This window comes from Promicromonospora sp. NPDC057138 (genome assembly GCF_042670845.1).
Classification (GTDB): domain Bacteria; phylum Actinomycetota; class Actinomycetes; order Actinomycetales; family Cellulomonadaceae; genus Promicromonospora.
The window spans coordinates 3,650-21,971 of record NZ_JBHUUX010000006.1; the positions used below are offsets into that span (position 1 = coordinate 3,650).

An 18,322-nucleotide genomic window follows, 5' to 3' on the forward strand; every position below is an offset into this window, starting at 1 on the left:
GTCGGGCTCGTACCGGTCAGGGTTGGCCTCGGCCAAACGCCGGTGAGTGGCGACGGCCTCCTCGATGACCGGCACCGCCTCCACCACACGCCCCATCCCCGAGAGGTTGGGGCAAAGGTTGCTCAACGACCTGGCGAGATCGGGCTCGTACCGGTCGGGGTTGGCCTCCGCCAAACGCCGGTAGGTGGCCACGGCCTCCTCGATGACCGACACCGCCTCCACCACACGCCCCATCCCCGAGAGCAGGACGCCGAGGTTGCTCAGCGAGGCAGCGAGTTCGGGCTCGCACCGGTCGGGGTTGGCCTCCGCCAAACGCCGGTAGGTGGCCACGGCCTCCTCCGTGGCCGACACCGCCTCCACCGCACGCCCCACCTTCCAGAGGTCCTTGCCGAAGTTAGTTAGCGAGGCAGCGAGTTCGGGCTCGTACCGGTCGGGGTTGGCCTCCGCCAAACGCCGGTAGGTGGCCACGGCCTCCTCGGTGACCGGCACCGCCTCCACCACACGCCCCACCTCCGAGAGCAGGACGCCGAGGTTGCTCAGCGAGGTAGCGAGTTCGGGCTCGTACTGCTCGGGGTTGGCCTCGGCCAAACGCCGGTGGGCGGCGAAGGCCTCCTCGATGACCGGCACCGCCTCCACCACACGCCCCACCTCCCAGAGCGAGACGCCGAGGTTGCTCAACGACCTGGCGAGATCGGGCTCGTACCGGTCGGGGTTGGCCTCGGCCAAACGCCGGTAGGTGGCCACGGCCTCCTCGGTGGCCGACACCGCCTCCACCACACGCCCGACCCCCGAGAGCTGGGTGCCGAGGCTGGTCAGCGACCTGGCGAAGTCCAGCTCGTTCTCTGGGTGGCCGCGCGCAAGCTCGAGCCGCCGTTGGGCCAGGAGCAGGCCGGTCGGCGCCATGCGGGCTGACGGGTAGGGGATCGCGGCAGCGACAGCTTGGAGGGTCGTGGCGTCGGCGGGCAGGTGGGCGGCGAGGTCGTCGGCCAGGTCACGGATCGTGGCGTGGTGGTCGTGACGGGCAGCGTCAGTAACGACGCGGGCGAGCACGGTCATCGCGTTGACTGCCTGTGCGGCGGCGAGGTTCTCCAGCAGGGCCGCCTTGCGTCGCTGGCCGGTGTGATCGTCTGGGTGTTGGAGGGTCGTGATGATGAGGTGCTCGGCGAGGCGGTCCGGCTGGAGCGGGGCGACCCACCTGTGGGGGTCGGTGGATGGGTAGGTCGACTTCAGCCAGAACGCGACCCGCTCGGAGTCGGGCAGGTCAGTACTGGGGCCCTGCCCGCTGAAGGTCTGCATCACACGTACGACCAGCTCGGTCGCCTGTTCCTGGTCGTCAGCGCCGAGGAGTGCGACCGCAGCAAGCAAGACCTCGCGCATCGGTCCGGTCAGCGACACGCCCAAACCGGCCGACCGGGCGGTGGTCTCCCAGTGCCCGGCCTCGTGACGCAGCAGTTCGTCCAGGACGTCCGCCACGCTGACGGTCTCCTGTTCCGCACCGGACCCGGGCCCGTCCTGACGCAGGACGGCTACCAGGCTCGCAGCCGTCAGATCCAGGGCGCGGGCTCCCTCCGCACCGGTGACGCCTACGACGGGTACCGGCAGGTCCAAGACACCGGCGAACGCCTGCGCCGCGGCATCGATAAGTACCCGTGCGGATACATCCACATCGGCCAGATCGGCCCCAGCCCACGCTGGGGCCAGGAGCGCCCCGAGGTCGCCGGGAACACCGGTCAGCTCGCCCCACCAGGCACCCGCGGTACGGGCGAGCATCAAGACGCGGACAGTACCGTCGACGTCCAAAGCTTCCTCCAGCAGGCCCCTCAGGTAGGGCCGGGCATCGGCGTAGTCGACTACGACCAGCAGCGGCTGGTCCGGGTAAGCGTCGCGCGCGTCGGCGACGAACCCGGCCTCCTGGTCCCGACCGACGGTCACCGACTGCCAGCGGGGCCCAACATCAAGAGGCAGGTCGGCAAGGGCACCCTTGAGCTCAACGGCAAGACGCGACTTACCGACACCACCAGCAGCCGTGATCAACCGATACCCCACATCCGACGGGTAACGCGGATCAGCCGTCGTGCACCAAACAACCAGATCGGCAAGATCCCGGTCACGTCCCAGGAACGGGACCAGTCTGCGGGCTGGTGACAGCAAGGACGCCGGACCCGCGGGAACCCGCACCTGGCGCCGGGCAAGCTCGGTCCTGCGGGCCTCGGCCCGGGCGGCCTCAGCCTCCCGTTCCCGACGGGCGTCCTCGGCACCGCGTTCCTCGTCCTCACGCCGCTTCTTGGACCGCTCGAACGGCTGCTCGACGATCCAGGTCAGTCCCGCAGTGGCGACAGCAACTGCCGCCACGACGATCGGCGGAGCTTCCTCGGGAACCAGCGCAAGCAGGCCGAGCCAGACCGCGGCACCGACCGCGACAGCGACCGGAACCCACACGGTGAGCTGACGCCCGAAACGCGCGTGACGCAATGGCCGCATGGCAAGCAACCGTAGCGCCACGCCCATCGCCACGACCAGCAACAACCATCGCGAAACGCGGGACGCCGAAATGAGCCCCTGGGCCCTCGGCTGCAGGAAGCCCATCTTGCACACCCATCCGGCAGGTCGCTCACACCTCTTGGACGGGACCAATGCCGCCCAAGCCCAAGGACACCTCGGGATCTCACCGCGCCCCACGACACGAAGAGAACCGCTCATGACCGAGGAAAGCGACAACTTCAATGCACGCTCCGCGCCAGCAGCCCTTCGAGACCTGGGCCATCTGTGGCCCTACGGCCACCGACTGGGTGACAACAACGCCGCAGAAGGGACAACTCGATGGACTCCCTACATACGCACCATCTGCTGGTTCCGGATCGGTCCGGCACGGCGACCGAGCCGCTGGCCCTGGCCGTCGAGCGCGTTCCACGGGGCGGGGTGGCGCTCGATTGGAAGGCCTTGGGCTGACCAGATGCGGTCAGCGATCGCATCGGCCCCAGTCCGGCAGGCACCGTGGACGAGTACCGCATCACAGGGTCGGCCGTTCTCGTTCCACCATGCCTGCAGCTCTGACCGGATCGTGCCCTCGTCCGACCAGTCGCGCGATCCGGTCACGAGCACCCGTGCTGCCGAACGGCGGTGGTCGGCCGACCCGGGCACCGCCGGCTCGGCGACCGTTGCTGGGGGTGTGCCGACTACAACCCGCGATGGAACGCTCATGACATGTCGATGTGCGGTGCCCGACGCGCTCGGTTTCACCCGGGTGACAGCAGTGCGTATGGTGCGTTGACCAGGGTGTTCAGGTTGGGCGCCCCGTAGACTCGCGGACGTGGCAGCCGATGATGATTCCCGCCTTCCGGCGGAGGCCCGCGCCCGTGTACGCATCGACGCCCAGCTCGAGGCCGCCGGGTGGATCGTTCAGGACGGCAGTGCGCTGAACCTGTTCGCCGGCCAGGGAATCGCGGTTCGCGAGGTGATCATGGCGGCGGGGCATGGCCGCGCCGACTACCTGCTGTACGTGGACCGTCGTGTAGTTGGGGTGATCGAGGCTAAGCCGGTGGGCACCACGCTGTCCGGTGTGGAGTGGCAGTCCGCGATGTACGCCACCGGCCTGCCGGAACAGCACCGCAAGCGCGCCACCCTGGTTGAGGACCGCCTGCCGTTCGTGTTCGAAGCGTCTGGCACGGAGACGCACTTCACCAATGGCCTGGATCCGGACCCGCGCGCCCGGAAGGTTTTCAGTTTCCCGAAGCCGGCGGCGTTGGCTCGCTTCCTTCGTGCTGCTGACGAGTCGCCGGGCGAGTCGACATGGCGGGCAAAGGTCCGGGCGATGCCGCCGTTGGACGAAACGCTCTTGCGGCCGGCGCAGGTCGAGGCGATCAACAACACCGAGCAGTCGCTCTCGCAGCAGAGATTCGATCGGTCCCTTGTGCAGATGGCGACCGGTGCCGGCAAGACCTTCACTGCGGTCACCCTCGCTTACCGACTGCTGAAGCATGGCGGGTTCTCCAAGGTGCTGTTCCTGGTGGACCGCAACAACCTGGCCGACCAGACTCTCGCTGAGTTCCAGAACTACACGACCCCGGACGACGGGCGTCGGTTCGCAGAGATCTACAACGTCGACAAGCTCACTGGAGCTGGCATGCTCGCCAGCTCAAACGTCGTGATCTCTACGATCCAGCGCGTGCACTCGGTGCTGCGCGGCAAGGACGTCCCCGACTCTGACGACCCACAGCTCGACGAATTCGTCCCCGACAAGCCGGTCACGGTTCAGTACAGCTCTGATCTGCCACCCGAGACGTTCGACCTGGTCATCGTCGATGAGGCCCACCGTTCCATCTACGGTGTCTGGCGTGGGGTGCTGGACTACTTCGACGCCCACGTCGTCGGACTCACGGCCACGCCAGGCAAGCAGACGTTCGCATTTTTCCGCCAGAACCTGGTCTCGCAATACACGTATCAGGAGTCGGTGTCCGACGGCGTGAATGTCGACTTCGACATCTACCGCATCAAGACCCAGGTCACCGAGCAGGGTGGCCTGCTCCCGGCCGGGATGGTGGTCCCCAAGATCGACCGCCGCACCCGCGTCCAGCGCATCGAGGCCCTGGACGAGGACGTGGAGTACACCAGCCCCCAGCTCGACCGTGCGGTGACGAACCCGAACCAGATCCGCCTGGTCCTGGAGACCTTCCGCGAGAAGCTTTTCACGGAGATCTTCCCCGGACGGTCGGCGGTGCCGAAGACGCTGATCTTCTGCAAGGACGACGCCCACGCCGAGCAAGTCGTCACCACGGTGCGCGAGGTGTTCGGCAAGGGCAACGACTTCGCCGCGAAGATCACCTACAACGCCCGCGACCCCAAGGCTGCCCTGCAAGCGTTCCGCACGTCGGCGAAGCTGCGTGTCGCCGTGACGGTGGACATGATCGCCACTGGTACGGACGTCAAGCCGCTGGAGTGCGTGTTCTTCATGCGAGATGTGAAGACGGCCCACTACTTCGAGCAGATGAAGGGCCGCGGTGCCCGCACGATCGCCGCGGCCGACTTCCAGGCTGTCACTCCCGACGCTGCCGCCACGACCAAGACGCGGTTCGTGATCGTCGATGCCGTCGGCGTCACCGAGCACGACTTCGTAGAGCCGCCTCTGAACCGGGACCGGAGCGCGTCCCTCGACAAGCTGCTGAAGAAGGCCGCATCGCTGACGATCACGGAGTCCGAGGTGGCCACCCTGGCCTCGCGACTGGCGGCGCTGGAGCTGCAGTTGTCCGACGGCGAGCGGACCGAGCTCAACGCTCTCACCGATATTCCGCTCAAGCGGGTGGTGCGTGGCCTTGTCGACGCCGTCGACCCCGACATGCAGGCTGCCGCGGTCGAAGCCGCAGGCACTGGAAGCGACCCGAATGCGATTGTCGATGACCTGATCGAGAGAGCGATCGAACCGCTGGCCGCGAACCCGGAGCTGCGCGCCCGGATCCTGGAGATGCGCCGCAGCCACGACCAGATCATCGACGAGGTCACGCCCGACGTGCTACTCGATGCGCATGGCGTGGTGGACCCAGATCGCGCTAGGTCGGTCGTCGAGTCGTGGACGGAGTACCTGAATGAGCACCGCGACGAGATCACAGCGATCCAGATCCTGGACGAGGCCAAGGCTGGAGGTGTGCCGTTCGCCGCGATCAAGGAACTCGCTGACCGCATCGCCCGGCCCCCGCACAACTGGACCCCGGACCTGATCTGGGCCGCCTACGAGCAGGTTGACGCTGGCAGGGTCCGACACAGGGACAGGTCGCGGCTGACCGACGTTGTGTCACTGGTCAGGTTTACGCTCGGAGCTATTGACGAGCTCGTGCCCTACGCGGAGCTAGTCGCCTCTCGCTATTCCGGGTGGCTCCTTGCTCAGGAGCAGGCCGGGACCAGGTTCTCTGACACGCAAAGGTGGTGGCTCGACCGCATGGTCGACGTGATCTCCAACTCCGCCGGCATCACCGCCGACGACCTCGACGAAGCACCCTTCACCGATCGGGGCGGCGTCGACGGCGCGCTGCGCGATCTCGGTGACGGCGCTGGCGAACTGCTCGAGGAACTCAACAAGGAGCTGACGGCGTGACAGTTCGGGCAGATGCGGTCAGCGATATCTGCGAGGTGGTTTCGGGCCCAGCGTTCACCAGTCGTGACTTCAAGGGGCCAGGAGAGGGGATCCGGCTTCTGCGCGGTGAGAACATCGAGCCCGGTGCGTTGCGTTGGACCAAGACACGGACCTGGCCAGATGGGCTTCTTGCAGGATACGAACACCTTCTCGTTCAACCGGGCGATCTCATTCTTGGGATGGACCGCCCGATCATCTCCGCAGGGCTGAAACTCGCGACCGCACGGGCTGAGGACCTCCCAGCGCTCCTGGTGCAGCGTGTTGCGCGGATACGGCCGCTAAAGGTCGACGGGCGATACCTGAGCTACTGGCTCAGCAGTCCCGAATTTGTGAGTCATCTCAGGCGCGCGGCCACGGGCACGCAACTGCCACATGTGACTCTGCGAGATATTCGTGAGTTCCGGGTCCCGCGCTTTGGAGCGGAGAAGGAACAGAGGATCGTCGAGATCCTCGAAGACCACCTCTCCCGCCTCGATGCCGCGGACAACGGGATTGCGACCTCAGCTCGTCGGCTCGTTGCGTACCAAAGGTCGTTGCGCCAACAGGCGGTAGACGCCCCCGGCAGCCCAATGGTGCCGTTAGCGCGGATGGTCAGTGGAGTTGGGGCCGGCAGGTCACTTGGCGGCGCGGCTCCACCAGCCGGTCCTGATGAGTGGGGGGTCATCAAGGTAAGTGCGATGACGTGGGGTGAGTTCCGGGCGCACGAGAACAAGCGCATTCCCGCAGACCAGGCCGACGCCCGGTACGAGATCCTTCCTGGCGACTTGCTGGTGAGCCGTGCGAACACGGCCGCATACGTCGGGGCCAGCGTACTTGTCGGAGACGTTCGGTCGCGGCTGCTATTGAGCGACAAGAGCCTTCGGCTGGTGCCCAGGCCGGGCGTGAACGCGAAGTGGTTGAACGAGGTTTTGCAGTCACCACGTGTGCGACACCAGATCACCGCCCTTGCGACGGGGACCAAGGAGTCGATGCACAATATCTCCCAGAAGGCTCTGCTGTCGGTGTCTGTCCCGAACTCCTCGGAGGACGAACAGGCCGCTGTCATTGATGCGATCGAAAAGGGAGTCAGGTCCAGTAGAGGCATGGAGCGCGCCCTCGATGCCGCGGAACGGAGAAGTGCCAACCTGCGTCGTTCACTGCTGGCGGCCGCGTTTTCAGGACGTCTGACGGGCCGGTTTTCGGATCTGGAACTGGCAGACGAGACGTCGGCGACGGTGGAGCCCGAACTCGTATCCGTCGTTGGGCAGAAAGAGGCCATGCTCTGGTGAGCGGTAGAAGTTGGGCAACTGCCGATGGCGTGAGCTATACAGACTGGGAGAATCGTGGTGTCCAGTAACGGCGCAATGCACGACGGTCGCGGGATATCCCCGTATGGAGAAAGGAAGAGCCGTGGCTGACGCTCGCCGGTTGGTGGACAAAATCTGGTCGTACGCGCACGTGCTGCGGGACGACGGTGTGGGCGTCATCGAGTACACCGAACAGTTGACGTTCCTGTTGTTCTTGAAGATGGCGCACGAGCGGGCGACGCGGAAGCTGAAGCCAGAACAGGTCGTGCCGGAGGAGTTCTCGTGGCAGAGGCTGCTGGACGCCGAGGGCGCTCAGCTGGAGCTGGTTTACACGCAGATCCTTCAGGGGCTAGGTAAGCAGCCGGGGACGCTGGGCACGATCTTCCGCAAGGCGCAGAACCGGATTCAGGACCCAGCGAAGCTCAAGCGGCTGATTCACGATCTGATCGACAAGGAGCAGTGGTCGCAGGCCGGCACTGACATCAAGGGCGACGCGTACGAGTCGCTGCTGGCTAAGGGTGCCTCGGACAAGGGCTCTGGGGCGGGGCAGTACTTCACGCCCAGGTCGATTATCTCGGCGATGGTCGACTGCGTGCGGCCCACCGTCGCGGACACGGTGGTGGACCCCGCGTGCGGTACGGGCGGGTTCTTGCTGTCTGCGCACGAGTTCGCGGCCCGGGGTGCGGAGTCGATGACGCCGCCGGAGCGGGACCACCTGCGCAATGGGTTCGCCCATGGCGTCGAACTGGTCGACGGGACGGCGCGGTTGGCGGCGATGAACCTGCTGCTGCACGGCATCGGTGAGGCCAATGGTGAGTCGCTGATCGAGGTGAAGGATGCCCTGACCGCAGACCCGGGGCGTCGGTGGTCGGTGGTGCTGGCCAACCCGCCATTTGGGACCAAGTCGTCGTTGCGATACGTCGGGGCCGATGGCCAGGAGGCGAGTGAGGACCGGGAGATCGAGCGGCAGGACTTCACGGTCACGACGTCCAACAAGCAGCTGAACTTCCTGCAGCACATCGCCACGATCCTGGACATCAACGGGCGCGCTGCCGTCGTCCTGCCGGACAACGTGCTCTTCGAAGGCGGTGCTGGTGAAGCGTTAAGGCGCCGGCTGCTGAATGACTTCGACCTGCACACGATGCTGCGCCTGCCCACCGGGATCTTCTACGCCCAGGGTGTGAAGGCGAACGTGCTGTTCTTCGACAAGAAGCCCGCGTCCGAGGAGCCATGGACGCAGAAGTTGTGGGTGTACGACCTGCGGACCAACAAGCACTTCACGCTCAAGCAGAACCCGCTGACCCGAGCCCACCTGGACGACTTCGTCGCCTGCTATGTCCCGGAAAAGTCGCGTGAGGAGCGTGTCGAGTCCGAGCGGTTCAGGGCATTCGACTACGACGAGCTGATCGCACGGGACAAGGTCAACCTCGACATCACCTGGCTGCGAGACGAGTCTCTTGAGGACCTCGACAACCTGCCGGCGCCTGAGATCATTGCCCGCGAGATCGTGGAGGACCTGACTGCGGCGCTAGTTGAGTTCGAAGCCGTGGCTGCGGCGCTAGAGGCTAACAGTGCGCCTGCATGACGCCACCAGGTCAAAGGCGAGCAGAGGGACCTGACGAGTCCTTGGGCGTGTCGGCCGTGCCGCCGTGTTGCGACCACCAGCGGGTGTAGGCGTCGATGCTGTCGGAAGGCGGTACCTCATCAAGGAGGCCGCGCAGGAGGCTTGCATCGCTGGCCGAGAGCCGAACAAGGGGGCGGCGCATCCGGACGGACCAAGCGTGCACAGATCGCCCGAAGGCATCCAACTCGTCGACCAGCGGCGCAAGTTCTATGCCCTCGCGAAGAGGGGTCAGTGGACCGATACTCAGATTGCAGCCGATCGGGAACTCACGGTCGCCGAACCTCGCCGGCTTGTCGAGAGGGACGGCCGGGCCGAGGACGGCTGCAGTGCCGATGACCCGCCCACGATCGCGGCCGGGATTCTTGAAGCAGGTGCGGGTTGTATACAGGAACAGTTCGTCGCCCTCCTCAAGCGCGGCGACCTCGGAACGACGCGTGCTAGGGAACGCAGTGCGGCCCTCCGTGAGAATCCAGCCGAGCGCCTCGCGGTCGCCGACCACGAGCAGATAGGACGTCATGCGCTGATCCTGCCAGGAGGCGGCGGTGAGTGTAAGAATTGGGAACTGTTGCGCGGGGACGCGTGTTCGTGCTGACCAGGCGACCAAAGTGGGAATCGCGGACTGGAAGATGTCTGATGCGGTCGATCAACCGCCCTCTCAAATCGGCGGACGTCTCTACGCTTGAGTGCAAGCCGAGTGTCGAGTTCGAGCGGTTCAAGTCGTTCAGCTACGACGCACTGAATGCCGGTACAAGGTCAATTGCGACATCACGTGGCCGCGCGACGCGTCCATCGAAGACTTCGACAACTCGCCAGCGCTGAGATCATCGCCCGCGAGATCGTCGAGGACCTGACCGAGGTGCTGGCTGAGCTCAAGGCTGTCGCAGCAGCACTCGAGGCGAGCAGTGCGCCTGACCGACTTGGCTTGCGCGCCGCTGGGACTTCGGCTGGAACCTGGGCCGCCGGCGTCACAGGCCCGCTCGTAGGTCGAGGACTGCGGCGGCGCGTGGGTCTTTGCGCTCCGTCCCGGTGTGCTCCGCGCCACTTTCTGAAGTCGAACCGGGTGTCGGGCTGGAACTGGCCATCAGCGCGCTCCCGCCCGGGCGGGTGGGGCGGCAGATCGTCGATCGCACCCCAATGCTCGTCATCGAGCGCTTCGAGGTCGCCCAGGACGTGGCCATTGGTGCCGATCACGTCGCCGGTGAGCCAGGTCCCGCCGGGCTGGTCGGAGTCCTCGAGGGTGAGGTAGGCAGCGTCAGGGTATTCGGCCAGCACCTAGGTTGCGAGGGTCTTGCATTCGGCGAGCTGGTAGAGGGCGCGCGATTCCAGGAAGACGCTCCGGGCCTGGTCGCGAATCAGCGATGGTCTGTGTTCAGGTCGATCGTCGCAAGTGATGGCGGAGACGGCGCTGCATAGTGACGCACTGCCCGGGCGAGCTCACTCACATCAAAGTGGACACCGATCTCTAGCCGGTCGGACGTCCACCACTCGGTGTCGGCTGCGACGCGTTCCACGATCTCAGGATCAGGGTGACCGAGAAGCGCCGTGACGGCTGTCGTAGTGGTCTCGACGACGTCGTCCGACCAGTAGTCGTCTGCGCCTGGGATGCCGCCCCAGGGGTCGGCGACGGGATAGATGCCGGCATGTTCCAGAGCGTTGCGCAGTGCGGGGACGTCGGCTGCCGGAAGGGCCGACGTGCTGGATAGGTGATCAACGGCGAACTGCGGCTCGGGCAGCGGGGACGGTGCGAACTGGCCGCCGGTGGAGTCAGGCGACCCGGCCGGCTGCCGCGAGGGAACGGACGTGTTCATGCTTGGGTGGAGTGCGGTTGGGATTCTGGATACCGGGCTCATGCGGGCGGCGGGTCAGTGTCACCATCGAGGCTTGCGGACCGCCGATCGAACCGGTCGCATCCGGTGAGGGCCGCGGTGGCCGGCGGCGCGGGCGCAGCGCAGAGCGGAGTCGTACTCGACCTCTGGGCAGCATTGGATGGCTCGCGGGTGACGATCCTTGGCCAGGGCTGGCGAGATCTCGGGATCAACCGGTGTCACGGCGCCGGGACCAGCGGGTGCTTCAGCGCCGGGTGCATCCACGGGTCGTTGGTTCGTGTCGGGGTCCATGGACCGGTGAAGTGCGGGGCAGCCCCTTAGCTGGTCCCGCTCGCGATGCCGGCGAGCTGCCCGCCGATCTGCTGCGATGCGCGGGAGTGAATGGTCCTGGCCCGGACGTAGGCGACCCGTGCCGATTGGCAGATCTACTCGTCTTCACCATCAGTTAGCCTGGCAGGCTCGTCCTCCAGAGTCACGCCGGTGAAAGTTTCGCCCTCGTACGGGGTTGCGACGACGAACTCGCCTACTCCGGCACTGTGTGCTCGTCGGGGGTCGGTTCACGATCGGGCTCAGGAGAAGGAGTCGTGTCCTGGTCGGTTCCTCCTTGCTTATAGAGATCCTGAGCGCCCTGCTCGGTGATCCCCAGTGCCCGGCCGATCTGCTCCCAGGTGGCGCCGTCCTCGCGCGCTGCCTGCATGGCCTGCCAACGGCCGTCGATCAGATATTGGACGACGGCGGCGTTGGCGCCCAGCGCGTAGAGCGCAGGCACCCTGGGCATGTCATCGAGCCGACGACGTAGGGCAGCATCGGCGGCCGGGTCCGGATACCACCTCGGTCGTTCGAGTGCCCGGGCGTGCCTGGCCCGCGCTTCGTAGGTCTCCCACACCTCGAGGTACTGGCTGGCGATGGGCCCAGCGGCACGTAGGTACTCCGGCTCTCCGGGAATCTCTCGAGGGTCAACCGCGTGTGTGAGCTCTTCGAGCCGGAGTATGTCGAACTGGTGGGGGTTCGGTGCCGTCACATCATTGTCGTCCGCCATGCGTCAAGTTCACTTGGCGTATCTGAGGTTCGTCAAGGCAGCTTTGACGAACCTCAGATGCACCAGCGTAGTCAAGCCGTGCCTGCTGCGTCGTCGCTTCGACGCCAGCCTCCCGAACGCTCGGCCGTGTATCGGACGGGGTTGGGAAACACGGCCTTAAGGAGTGCGAACCCGATAGCTGAGCTGCAATGCTTCGCCGACCTGGTGTACGAGGTGTCATCCCTGGTCGAGCATGCTCGCGATCCTCTCGCGGACACTGTCGAAGGCGAAGGACTCGACCTCCACGGTCAGCTGGTCCGCGCGGTCGTACAAGGCCCGCAGGTAGGCGGTCACCGATTCCAGCTGCTCAGTCGTGAACTCCGGGCCGGCGTCGTCCTCGGCACCCCACGCGACGGCTACCCCGCCGTTGTGCTCTTGCCTGACGACCGCGTGGCGTCGATCGACGGAGACGTACATCTCGACGCCGTTCAGCCCTTGCTCAACGGCGGTCACCTCGGGTAGCAGGAGGTCGTCAGGCCAGACTGGCAGCGCCGTGTCGAACTGGTAGTCGTCGGGGACGTGTGCGTCTGCTGCCACGTTCGCGCCCATGCCCCGGTGTTCCATCTCTGCTGCCCGAGCGGCGAGCAGCCTCTTGATCAACTTGTCGCGGGCGTCACTGCCGAGCAGGGAATGCAGAGTGTCGGCCGCGCGCAGGATCGCGTCGTCGGGCAGCTCCTGCTCAGGGTCGTACGGGGCAAGCGAGATCGACGAAGCCTCGGGACGTGCATCGGCCATGAACTGCCCGCCGCTCGAGTCGGGGGCGCCGGCGAGCTTGCGAAGTGCAGTGATCGTCATGCCGCGTGGATGTGCGGCTTGGGCCGGTGTCACGTTCCCCACGGGACACACCGACAGATGTATTCCGTCAGTTGACGCGCATGCGCCGCCAATCTGAGCGAGAATCTGTGAGTGGTGGGTGAAACCTCGTAGCCAGGGTGATCCCCCATCGCAGCTCGGCACGTGGGGGAGGGGCAGTGGTGAAGCCAGACCGAACAGACCGCAGCAGAGGTGCCCAGGGTTACGAGTACGCCACGCTGGTGGCGAGTGGGCTCGATACGGCGCGATCGCTCGATGAAGCGATCCACATCGTCAGGGACCTGCGTGCGCACCGGATCGAGGTCATCGACGAACCATTGGGTGAGGGGCTCTCCGGCATGTGGCTCGGATTCCCCGGATGCGATCGCATCATCGTGAACTCCGAGTCGGCTCTCAGCCCCCGGCACCGAGAGTTCATCGTCGCTCACGAGCTGATGCACATCCTGGAGGCTGTGGACGATCCGCGCCAGGAGCGCAACAGTGCCAACCGCACGGGATACGACGATCCGACAGAGCACCGCGTCGAGTCATTGGCGTGCACGCTCATGATGTCGATCCAGTCCGGCGGGGGTGTCGCGGCACGCCTGACGGCCATGGGCACGTTCTCGTGAGTGCGGCGGCTACGCTGCTCGGGTTCCTGTTCTTCGCCGCCGCCGCGGTGGTCACTGCGCTGCGAAGCCGCAAGGCACACGGTGGTGACTCGGCGCTCCCGGTCGGTCTGAGCTTCCTTGCGGTCGCTTCACTGGCACGCCTGGACCCCGTCGAGCAGCTACTCATCGCGAAGGCGCCGTCGGCGACGTACGAAGTCGTCAAGCACCTCACGTTCACCGTCGGTGCCGTCGCGATCATCGCCTGGGTCCACACTGCGTTGACAGGCCGCGGGACCAACTTTCTGCTGCTGTGGGCTTCCGCGGCTGCTGCAGCGATTGCGATGCTCGTGCTGTTCATCGCGAACGACCCGTGGACCAACGACGACTTGACCAATCAGACCAGCCAGAAGCCGTGGATGGCGCTGTACTGGCTGATCTACTGCGTGACCGGCGGGCTGGCGGCCGGCGCGTTCGGTGTGTCGGCGCTGCGCGCGAGCAGAGCCCACGGCTTGCGGTACGGGTGGGGCATGGCGATCGCCGTACTCGGGGCTGCGAGCGGAACCGCCTGGGCAGTCGTCTCCCTGATCAATCACGCATCGGGAAGCTCGCACGCGCGTGAGTCGCCCCTTGGGCAGACTGCGAATGCGCTGATCACGGTGTCCACCGTTCTGCTCTGCATCGGCGGTATTGGGCACCTGGTCCTCGCGATAGTTCGCAGGCGTCGACGGCAAGAGGACCTGCGTGCGTTGCACGATCATCTCGCCTCGGCGGTGGCCGAGACCCGCCTGGACTCGTCGCGGGTCGGCCTCGCCGAGTATCACGCCACGATCGAGATCATGGACGCTCTGGCGGTTCTGGCGCGGTACTCCAGCGTGTCCGACGTCGAACATGTCCGTGCAGCCGTCGGGGACGCCTCGCGCGAAGTCCATCTCGCCTACCAGATCGACATCGCTGCGGCGCGGCGCGGCATGGACGATCAGCCGGCACGGAGCGAGGACTGGAGCACCTGGCTGTCCGATGACGAAGCGCTGCGCCGCCTCGGTAGGGCATTCCGAGACAGGACGACGCCGGAGTCTCGCCAGCGCGTCGTAGAGCAGGTGGTTGGAGCATGAGCGCGCGGGTCGGTGACACTCGCCCGTCTACGGCGCCTGCGTGGGCACGCTGGGTGTCGACGGTGTTCGAACCAGCGAACGTCGTATCCGTCACGGTCGTCGCGATGGGCATCGCCGCGACGCTGCCTCAGCGCGGGCTTGGAGTGGCTATCGCCTACGGAGCGACTGCACTTCTGCTGTGCGCGCTCATCCCGGCAGGCCTGGTACACGCCCTGGCTAAGCGCGGTGTCCTGGAGTCACGCTGGGTACGCCCGCGGGCACAGCGATTCGCCACGATGGCCGGCGTCGTCGTCCTGGAGGTCAGCGCCGTCGGGGCGCTATTTCTGCTGGGAGCGCCGGACCTGTTGATCGCGATGCTGAGCGCGTGCGTCGCCGGCGTCATCGCACTGACGGCGGTGACCCCTTTGGTACGGGCTTCGATCCACGTCGGTGCACTGAGCGTGATCGCAGGCGTCATGACACAGATCGTTCCGCCTCTTACGGTCGGGCTACTTGTGCTAGCGGCGATCGTGGGCGCGGCGCGGCTCGCGCAGCGAGAACATAAGCCGATCGAGGTCGCTACCGGCTTCGCCTGGGGCTTTGCCGTCGGTGCGCTCGCGGCGTGGCCACTGCTCGGATAGCCGGGTCACGGGGCGGCTTCGCCCCTGGGCGACCGCGCGTAATCCTCGCACCAGCGGACGGCTCCCGCTAGCTCGTGGGTCATGAAGCTCGCACGGCGACCGCTGTCGCGAGGGCGAAGGCAGTCATCTCCCGCGACGAGTTCGGCGACCTGATCGTCGTCGCGGCCGAGGAGCGCTCGAGTGGCGACATGCGCGACCTCCCGCGGGGAGTCAGTCTGGAACCAATCGTCCATGAGCCGTCCGCTGGGGTCGGTCCCTGCATCGACGCCGGCCTTGATCAAGGCCCAGCCCAGGTTGTCCGTGTCCTCAGGGGAGGCGTTGATGCTGTTCATCAATGTGCCCGGATACGGAACGCTCGGGTCGACGGCGACCACGTCCTCTGCCGGGGCGTCAGCCACGGGCGCTGGAAGCTCGACTGCTGCGTCGGCTCGATGTGTCGGAGCGAACTGCCCACCTGTGGAGTCAGGTGCGCCACGAGGACGCCTGGTCGTGTTCATGCCCGGATGGTGTGCGGTGGCGTGCCGCTCAGTCGGGCGCACAAGGCGCGCCGCACCGTGGTCCCCTTGCGTGCGTCGTCGGCGCGGCGATCGTCGTCGACAGCGGCGGCCGCGTCCAGCAGGTCGTTCCAGCGGACGTCGTGGATCCACTGCAGATGCGTCGTGTGGCGTGAGGCCATGACGCAGAGCCGCCCGGGCCCCGCGCGGAAGTCGTCCGCGTCGGTGGCGCCGATGAGCGGGTCGAGTGCGACAACGACCGGCCACTGCCCGCCCTGCAGGCGGTCGGCCGTGCCAACCGTGATCCCGTCCATCTCACCGCCAGTGCGCCGCATCAGCGCTCTGACTGCAGCCTCCTGGCCGGACCGTGCTACCACGACGGCGACGTCGGTTGCCTCGATGGGGCGGGAACTCGGGCCGCCGTCGGGCACGGCCTCATACAGGCAGAGACCGACGTACCCGGCTGCGATGGCAGCCACCTGGTCCAGGACGGTGAGATCGAACTCGCCGTCGTTTCCGGCGGGCGGGATCTGGGTGGCACCGATCTCCGTGAGCCGTTGCCCGCCCGACTCGACCCAGCGGTCGGGACGCCGGGAGTCGAACGCGAAGTCGTACAGCGGCGCGATGGCGCGTGCTGCGTCAGACCCAATCCGGAAGGTCGACGGAAGCCGGGTGGTGAAGGCGTCGTCGGTCTGGCGGAAGACCTCGGGCGCACGCAGATGCGGGGCCAGAGCCATGCCCGCCCAGATGGAGGTGTTCGCCTGCTCTACTGGGCCGATCTGGCCAGGATCACCCACGAGCAGGACCTGGTCAGCGCGCTCGGCGGCCAGTGCCACGTCGGCGAAGACGGTTTGGTATGCCTCGTCGACGACCAACAGTTCGCAACGCGGCGCGTTCATCCGCGCGGACGCAAGGGTCCGGACCACGACGGTCTGCCGCGTCAGTTCCGTAGCGACCCGCTCGGTGATCTCCTCATGGGGCTTGAGCGACAAGCCGAGTGCGACACGCGGGGTGCCGTCAGGGGTATTGCCAAGCGCCGAGCCGAGCCGTTCGGCCAGGTCGATCGCGCCGCGACGGGTCGGCGCCGCGACAACGACGTGGATGTCGGAGCGTCGAGCGAGATGCGCGACGGCGTCCGTGACGAGCGTGGTCTTGCCCGCTCCAGGCGGAGAGTCGACCAAGACGATGGGGCGGCCGGACCAGATCTCATAGAGCACCCGAGCCAGGGGAGAACCGGGGACGAGCGCAACCGCTTCCGGCTCCGCGTGCGAGTTGGTTTGCGTCGCCTCCGCGCGGGGGAGCGCGATGCCGAGATCGTCGAGGCTTGCGCCGAGAGCCATGGTCATCCTCAGGGTCGTCGTGCGGGGGAGTAGGTGCCGGATGTGCGGCACACGGCTGGCCACCGACACGTCGGCGGTTCTTCGGGCTTGCAATTCCGCACATCCGCACGACATGACGACCACCGATCCCAAGCGCGGCATGACGATCGCGCAGTACGACGCGGCACGCCGCGCAGATGCCCGCGACGCCGGTACGCCAATGCGGCGAACACGGGCGCCGGGCATCTTCGGTCAGGGCGGGGCAGTAGGAGGATCGGTGGACGACGTCGGGGTGTGGGCAGACGGGCGCGGGACCTTGCGCACGTGCCTGCTGGGTGAGCCCGGCCGCTCCGCGAGGCTGACCGCCCGCCTGCTCGACAAGGCGCTCGTGATGCCCGAGAAGGACAAGGAGAGCGGCAGCGGTGTCTATCCGGACTTGGAGCGCCCGCGTCGGCTGGTGGTCCCCGACGATGCGACGATGCGCAGGGTTATTGGTGCTGCCGAAGCGTGGGCACGCCGAGGGGTGGGCACCGGAGGCGCAGGGGATATGGCGCGCTCGCTCCCGTTCCGCCTGCACCTCGCGCTCGGCCTTGTGGCCTCGACACGGGTGGTGGTCCTGACCCGTGCGTTGTCCCGGAGCTTCTGGCTTCCCGCTGGGCTGGATGGGGGCGTGCTGGCGTCGTGGCAGCGGGCGTTCGGCGTCCCGCCGAGCGAGGGCGGACCGGGACTGCTCGGGTACCTCGCGAAACGCGCACGGGACGGGAGCACCAGCACCACGTGGGCCGGGCACGCGTTCAGGAGCGAGTCCGCTGCACTGACCGCCGCGCGATTCCGGGGGCTTCGAGCAGCGGTGACCGTCTACGGGCGGGCTGCGGCGGCCGACGCCGCCACGCGAGCGATCCTGACAGCGGACCCGCTTCTGCTGGAACGGGGCACACTCGACGGTACGGTCTCTCGGTTGCGGATGCTGAACTTATACGAGGACTCGTTCACGGCGTCGGTCTCGCTCCCGTTTCGGCTACGGCCGGGCAAGCAGGTGTTGCTGGTCGACCCGCGGGCGGGTGACGGGGACGAGTGGGTTGAGACCACGTTGCTGTCCGTGCACGTCGAGACGGTCGCCGGTCGTGATCTGGTCACGGTTCGCGTCGCCGGCGCGACCAGGAAAGGGCGCCTGTCGCGGCTGATCGAGACCGTGGCGCAGCGGCCCGCCCGCGAGCTCTACGTCATGGATGCCCCATACCTGCCGTTCCGGACGGACACGTTGGCAACCCGATGGACACAGAGGGCGGAAGCCCGAAGGGCCGGAGACGCTGCCCTCGGGTTGGCGGCGCGGGAGGTTCCGCTGGACGTGCTGATTGCCGGGGCACCCGAAGAGGGCCTTGCCATCGTAGAGAAATAGCACGCTGATACCGAGCCCGGCAGGGTCGCGACCTCTC

General features: G+C 66.8%; 15 protein-coding genes. 7 read left to right on the forward strand and 8 right to left on the reverse strand.

The genetic code is table 11. The features are described from left to right. Both ACFT2C_RS05865 and ACFT2C_RS05870 read right to left on the reverse strand, forming a co-directional pair. On the reverse strand, positions 1–2,586 hold a 2,586-nt coding region (locus ACFT2C_RS05865), incomplete at its 3' end, for a tetratricopeptide repeat protein (protein ID WP_377206080.1). 243 nt (positions 2,587–2,829) lie between these two features. Next, positions 2,830–3,366 carry an SLOG family protein gene (locus tag ACFT2C_RS05870; protein WP_377206081.1) on the reverse strand — a complete coding sequence of 179 codons (537 nt, stop codon included), beginning with the start codon at positions 3,364–3,366 and terminating at the stop codon, positions 2,830–2,832. Between ACFT2C_RS05870 and ACFT2C_RS05875 the strand changes: the two genes are divergently transcribed. The 3 genes from ACFT2C_RS05875 (at position 3,311) to ACFT2C_RS05885 (ending at position 8,995) form a co-directional block, all read left to right on the forward strand. Beyond that, positions 3,311–6,085: a DEAD/DEAH box helicase family protein gene (locus ACFT2C_RS05875; RefSeq protein ID WP_377206082.1), complete on the forward strand. Its 2,775-nt coding sequence runs from the start codon at positions 3,311–3,313 to the stop codon at positions 6,083–6,085. The genes ACFT2C_RS05870 and ACFT2C_RS05875 overlap by 56 nt on opposite strands. Next, positions 6,082–7,392: a hypothetical protein gene (locus tag ACFT2C_RS05880; RefSeq protein ID WP_377206083.1), complete on the forward strand. Its 1,311-nt coding sequence runs from the start codon at positions 6,082–6,084 to the stop codon at positions 7,390–7,392. Before ACFT2C_RS05875 ends, ACFT2C_RS05880 begins: the two co-directional genes overlap by 4 nt. A 121-nt stretch (positions 7,393–7,513) precedes the next feature. Continuing rightward, complete coding sequence (locus ACFT2C_RS05885) at positions 7,514–8,995, forward strand: N-6 DNA methylase (RefSeq protein WP_377206084.1); 1,482 nt, start codon at positions 7,514–7,516, stop codon at positions 8,993–8,995. Between the two features lie 10 nt (positions 8,996–9,005). Here the strand turns inward: ACFT2C_RS05885 and ACFT2C_RS05890 are convergent, their stop codons facing one another. The 4 genes from ACFT2C_RS05890 to ACFT2C_RS05905 form a co-directional block, all read right to left on the reverse strand. Then, the gene (locus ACFT2C_RS05890; RefSeq protein WP_377206085.1) at positions 9,006–9,551 is read right to left on the reverse strand and encodes a hypothetical protein; all 546 of its coding nucleotides are present in this window, start codon (positions 9,549–9,551) and stop codon (positions 9,006–9,008) included. Positions 9,552–10,386: 835 nt separating this feature from the next. Beyond that, the gene (locus ACFT2C_RS05895; protein ID WP_377206086.1) at positions 10,387–10,842 is read right to left on the reverse strand and encodes a hypothetical protein; all 456 of its coding nucleotides are present in this window, start codon (positions 10,840–10,842) and stop codon (positions 10,387–10,389) included. Between the two features lie 541 nt (positions 10,843–11,383). Further along, entirely contained in the window at positions 11,384–11,899 is a 516-nt protein-coding gene (locus ACFT2C_RS05900; RefSeq protein ID WP_377206087.1) for a hypothetical protein, read from the reverse strand. 216 nt (positions 11,900–12,115) lie between these two features. Next, entirely contained in the window at positions 12,116–12,673 is a 558-nt protein-coding gene (locus ACFT2C_RS05905) for a hypothetical protein (protein WP_377206088.1), read from the reverse strand. 236 nt (positions 12,674–12,909) lie between these two features. Here ACFT2C_RS05905 and ACFT2C_RS05910 point away from each other — a divergent pair, with 236 nt between their 5' ends. From ACFT2C_RS05910 to ACFT2C_RS05920, 3 genes are all read left to right on the forward strand, one after another. Further along, on the forward strand, positions 12,910–13,362 hold the full coding sequence (locus tag ACFT2C_RS05910; protein WP_377206089.1) for a hypothetical protein: 453 nt from the start codon (positions 12,910–12,912) through the stop codon (positions 13,360–13,362). Next, positions 13,287–14,453 carry a hypothetical protein gene (locus tag ACFT2C_RS05915; RefSeq protein WP_377206090.1) on the forward strand — a complete coding sequence of 389 codons (1,167 nt, stop codon included), beginning with the start codon at positions 13,287–13,289 and terminating at the stop codon, positions 14,451–14,453. The genes ACFT2C_RS05910 and ACFT2C_RS05915 overlap by 76 nt, the downstream gene beginning before the upstream one ends. A gap of 62 nt (positions 14,454–14,515) precedes the next feature. Beyond that, positions 14,516–15,073, forward strand: a complete 558-nt coding sequence (locus ACFT2C_RS05920; RefSeq protein WP_377206091.1) for a hypothetical protein — start codon at positions 14,516–14,518, stop codon at positions 15,071–15,073. A gap of 5 nt (positions 15,074–15,078) precedes the next feature. On the opposite strand, the gene ACFT2C_RS05925 is transcribed toward ACFT2C_RS05920, so the two are convergent. Together ACFT2C_RS05925 and ACFT2C_RS05930 are read right to left on the reverse strand one after the other, a co-directional pair. Next, entirely contained in the window at positions 15,079–15,570 is a 492-nt protein-coding gene (locus ACFT2C_RS05925; protein WP_377206092.1) for a hypothetical protein, read from the reverse strand. Beyond that, positions 15,567–16,907 carry an AAA family ATPase gene (locus ACFT2C_RS05930; protein WP_377206093.1) on the reverse strand — a complete coding sequence of 447 codons (1,341 nt, stop codon included), beginning with the start codon at positions 16,905–16,907 and terminating at the stop codon, positions 15,567–15,569. Before ACFT2C_RS05930 ends, ACFT2C_RS05925 begins: the two co-directional genes overlap by 4 nt. Between ACFT2C_RS05930 and ACFT2C_RS05935 the strand changes: the two genes are divergently transcribed. Further along, positions 16,906–18,285: a hypothetical protein gene (locus ACFT2C_RS05935; RefSeq protein ID WP_377206094.1), complete on the forward strand. Its 1,380-nt coding sequence runs from the start codon at positions 16,906–16,908 to the stop codon at positions 18,283–18,285. The two genes, ACFT2C_RS05930 and ACFT2C_RS05935, sit on opposite strands and share 2 nt — an antisense overlap. Positions 18,286–18,322 lie beyond the last annotated feature (37 nt).